Origin of the sequence: Okeania sp. SIO2B9 (assembly GCF_010672505.1) — a bacterium.
In the GTDB taxonomy this organism is placed as follows: Bacteria; Cyanobacteriota; Cyanobacteriia; order Cyanobacteriales; family Microcoleaceae; genus Okeania; species Okeania hirsuta.
The window spans coordinates 1-3,545 of the sequence record NZ_JAAHGK010000821.1 but is presented as its reverse complement, the minus strand read 5'-3'; the positions used below and the strand labels follow the sequence as shown (position 1 = coordinate 3,545).

4 protein-coding genes and 2 pseudogenes are annotated in these 3,545 nt (G+C 35.6%); 1 reads left to right on the top strand and 5 read right to left on the bottom strand.

Annotated elements, in window-relative coordinates; translation table 11 throughout:
* Nucleotides 1-363 (bottom strand): annotated as a pseudogene (locus F6K13_RS23965) (CopG family transcriptional regulator); the annotation flags it as partial.
* A gap of 64 nt (nt 364-427) precedes the next feature.
* Between F6K13_RS23965 and F6K13_RS23960 the strand changes: the two are divergent.
* Nucleotides 428-589 (top strand): hypothetical protein, encoded by a 162-nt coding sequence (locus F6K13_RS23960; RefSeq protein ID WP_161564476.1) that lies wholly within the window; start codon nt 428-430, stop codon nt 587-589.
* A 33-nt stretch (nt 590-622) separates the two neighbouring features.
* Here F6K13_RS23960 and F6K13_RS23955 read toward each other — a convergent pair whose 3' ends face one another.
* From F6K13_RS23955 to F6K13_RS23940, 4 genes and pseudogenes are all read right to left on the bottom strand, one after another.
* The gene (locus F6K13_RS23955; RefSeq protein WP_287288596.1) at nt 623-1,147 is read right to left on the bottom strand and encodes an RNA-guided endonuclease TnpB family protein; all 525 of its coding nucleotides are present in this window, start codon (nt 1,145-1,147) and stop codon (nt 623-625) included.
* A 355-nt stretch (nt 1,148-1,502) separates the two neighbouring features.
* On the bottom strand, nt 1,503-1,808 hold the full coding sequence (locus F6K13_RS23950; protein ID WP_124143966.1) for a CpeR family transcriptional regulator: 306 nt from the start codon (nt 1,806-1,808) through the stop codon (nt 1,503-1,505).
* 44 nt (nt 1,809-1,852) lie between these two features.
* Nucleotides 1,853-2,473: a chromophore lyase CpcT/CpeT gene (locus tag F6K13_RS23945; RefSeq protein ID WP_124143967.1), complete on the bottom strand. Its 621-nt coding sequence runs from the start codon at nt 2,471-2,473 to the stop codon at nt 1,853-1,855.
* Nucleotides 2,474-2,885: 412 nt separating this feature from the next.
* Nucleotides 2,886-3,519: pseudogene (locus F6K13_RS23940) on the bottom strand (IS1 family transposase); the annotation flags it as partial.
* Nucleotides 3,520-3,545: the final 26 nt, after the last annotated feature.

The window sequence follows — 3,545 nt, the reverse complement described above, 5'->3', positions numbered from 1 at the left end:
TATCTGAGATGCCAACTCTTGTTGTAAAGTTTGATAACTTTCCGATAACTGATTTTGTACTTCTACAGAGTCAACTAATGGTTCTGGAACTGTTACTATATCCAATTTTTCATCAGATACTTCATTTGTCTTCAGAGCATTATTTTCTGTCTCCGATTTATTGTCCAAATTTACTTGGATCTGTGCCGCCTCTCTCAAAATTGCAAGGTCTCCTCTAGCAATGCGCTCAATTAACTCAGACCTAGATAGACCAAGTTCAGTTGCTACGTCCTTTAGCCTCTCAGCGCTAGTGGGAGTCAGAGACACACCGACTTTAACCTTGCTTTCTGAATATGAGGTGGCACCATTACGTTTTTTTGCCATTATAAATCTCCTTGGCCACCATAATGTTTCTAGTATACCCTTGAATGGTATTCCTTAAGTAATTATGGTATTCCGCTCTATTAAACTGACCCAAAACTCAGCAAATCTAGACTTAACTGGACGTTATGTAGTTTTGGTGTTAACTTCCTGTTTCAACGTGGCTTTAGTTTGGCAACTAAAGGGTTTGTCCACTCCGCAGGCCATCCCCGTAGAGCTTACCGTTTGACTTGGTAGAGTCGGATGGGAATATTCCTTCAAACTATCGTTCTATATTCTTGCTGGCATTTAAATCTTTGTCCTCAATGTGACCACAATCAGGGCAAATATAAACGCGGTTTTTTAATGGCATCTGATGACGATGATTCCCACAATTAGAGCAAATCTGTGAACTTGGAAACATTCTATCTACAAGCACTAATTGACTTGAGAATTTCTCAGTTTTATATTCTAATTGGCATCTAAATTCATACATCCCACAATCTGCAATTGCACCTGCTAATTTGTGATTTTTTAAGAATGCCTTAATTTGTAAATCTTCTATCTTTATTATGCTGTGGTTTTTAGCAAGATAGGTAGTTAGTTTATGGATAGCGTCTTTACGAATATTAGCTATCCGAGCGTGGATTTTTGCTAGTAGGGATGGCCCTCGGAGCGGCTCTGTCAAAAGCTGGTCTCCTCGCTGGCCGACCATCGACCAAGAGAAGAAAAAATTTTCATTATTAGTCAATCCTCTTATTTTCCAGGAGAGGTAATTATTAATTAGCGCTTGCTGGTTAAATATCAAAGCATTGACTGATATTGGTTTTAGCCTTTTTATGGCCTTTAAAAAGTGCGCTTGTTTCAGTCTAGAACGCTCAAAAAGTTAGTATTTTAGGCGCATAGTTGGGCAGAAAAATCAAAGGATAATTCTTATTCCTACCTCCTCGCCATTCCCATTTCTCCTGTCTCCTGTCTCCTACTATAAAGACTTTTTCAGCAAACCCTAATTATTAATTATCATTTTCTTTGTGGGTTTAATACCCCACCGTCAACGGGGGTGTTCACGCATTACTTGGGGGAGCGAATCCCCATGTAATTTTCCTCCTGTCTCCTGTCTCCTGTCTCCTGTCTCCTTCTTCAATAATTATTAATTGTTGAATCTAACCCCGTTCATCAAACCTTGTATAAAAACCGCCGTTTTTGATCCAGTATTGTTTCAAATCGTGGTGAGGTGTATGGAGACTTGCTCTTGCTTGATAAAGAACTACTTTTCTATGATTACCAATCCAAATTTTCTTAATAGGTTTAACAGATATCAAACTCCCGCCCAATGTTTGAACACATTCTGCAAACCTATCAACAGTAGAATACTCTACTGTCTCAAACAAGAAAAAGTTTCCTGAACAGATTAAATGTCTGGTTCTAATCCAGCTTTGCATTTTTTTTTCTGCTACTGGTGGCAACATTTTCTATTAGTCCTCCCTCAAGACTTTTTGATAATTTGTCACCTTCAATTTTCTATCGGTAATTCATCAGCAAAACTTGTTTGTTTTTCAAACTTTAAACGTCCCGCTTTTGAACCCCAAACCTGTTCGTGTGTATTAACATCCCTTCCTATATCTAAACTTTCCCATGTTTGCTCAGTTAATTCTACTTCACTAACTAGATAAGTCTCACATCCTCTCTTATTGATTAAACATTTATTTCCCGGTTCAACACTCCCTAAAAATTTTTCTCCATCTCGTTTAAAAACCATTGAGCAATGATAACGACGTTCTATATTTTCTGGAGTAATAGTATGTAGAATATCAAGTTCTCTTGCTGCTCCTGCATAGAGAATAGGGTCTTTGAGACTATAATTTTCTATGTAAATATGGTCGCCTTTATCTATAAGTTGATGAACTCCTTGACGATATGGACTCCAAAGGTCATAGTCATAAACTTGCTCTGAATAAAAACCTATACCAGAAAAAAATTGATATGGTAAAGGTCGGAAATAAATATAAATATGAGCATAAAGAACTCGATTGGCAGAAGCTTGTTTTTGGTTACTAAAGCACCCTGCCATCCAACTAGCTAGAGTAATTATATCCTTTGATTTTGTCTGATTTTCTGTATGGGAAATAGTCATATTTTACCTTCCCTTTTTTTATTGATAATTCTTTTTTTTTATTTGATCGTCAGTTTTGACTAACTGAGTCAAATTATATTTTTTTAAAGTATGTATAATCTAGGTTAGGTAAGGTAAATGATAAAAATTTTAGACTAATTGTTCTATCTAATTTGACATTTTGTACCTGATCTGAACAAAATAAGATTATAGACATTTAAAGATTAAGTATCTGGGCAAATTTAATTACAAATGACTTTTGGGAAAACCTTAAAAACTTAGGTAGATTTTGGTTAAATCTATTTTGCTAACCTACCTTATTCTGGTTTTTAGCCACTTATATCATGTCCGGATAAGAGCGTGATAGAACTCCGTTCCGCTTACGCGACCAAAAAACTTTGGTAGTCCTGTATATGCAGTGATAAAATGGTGGTCAGGCGATATAGCTGCCGCTAGGCTCCGCCAACGCTTCATTATAATGATCAATAAAATACGCGCGTAGCTCCTAAATGGTTTTCTATCTTTTTAGAAAAGGATAAAGTTTTTCTGACCAACCGAGAAATTCTTTGAAGTCAAGTCTTATTTAATCTTTCTATATAAGATGTTAAACCTGTTTCTTTCCCCACTGATTTATGTCTTGAATTAGGAAAAACAAGATCATCAGCTTACCAAAAATCTGTATAACAAACTGCACAGTGTCTATAGATACCTGGTCATGAATTCCACAATCCTAATGCCCCTTTTTCTCCTCTTTCCCCTAAGTAAAAACCCACAATTTATTTACTGTCTATATCCAGAGCTAACCAGAGCCATTGTTTGTGATTTTTATTACCTACAAATGACCACATTTCATCACATTTGATAGTGAGTTTACCTATTTTTTTTGTACATTTAATAGAGTGTGAAATATGAGTATACTTATTATTGACCTAATTATGGAGCCATTTTTATGACACACCTGTTACTGGAATTATACCAGCCAAACTAATTTTTTCTAGTAATAACTGATCAATCAGTTCTTTGGTTTCATGACTAATATAATTTCTGTGACTATTTTCGACAAATTTTCAGAGACTATTTTGACATTGATATT

Bases quoted from the DNA above. Each gene is read 5' to 3' on its own strand.
- F6K13_RS23960 (WP_161564476.1), top strand. From the start codon at position 428: ATGGTATTCCGCTCTATTAAACTGACCCAAAACTCAGCAAATCTAGAC.
- F6K13_RS23950 (WP_124143966.1), bottom strand. From the start codon at position 1,808: ATGTTGCCACCAGTAGCAGAAAAAAAAATGCAAAGCTGGATTAGAACC.
- F6K13_RS23945 (WP_124143967.1), bottom strand. From the start codon at position 2,473: ATGACTATTTCCCATACAGAAAATCAGACAAAATCAAAGGATATAATT.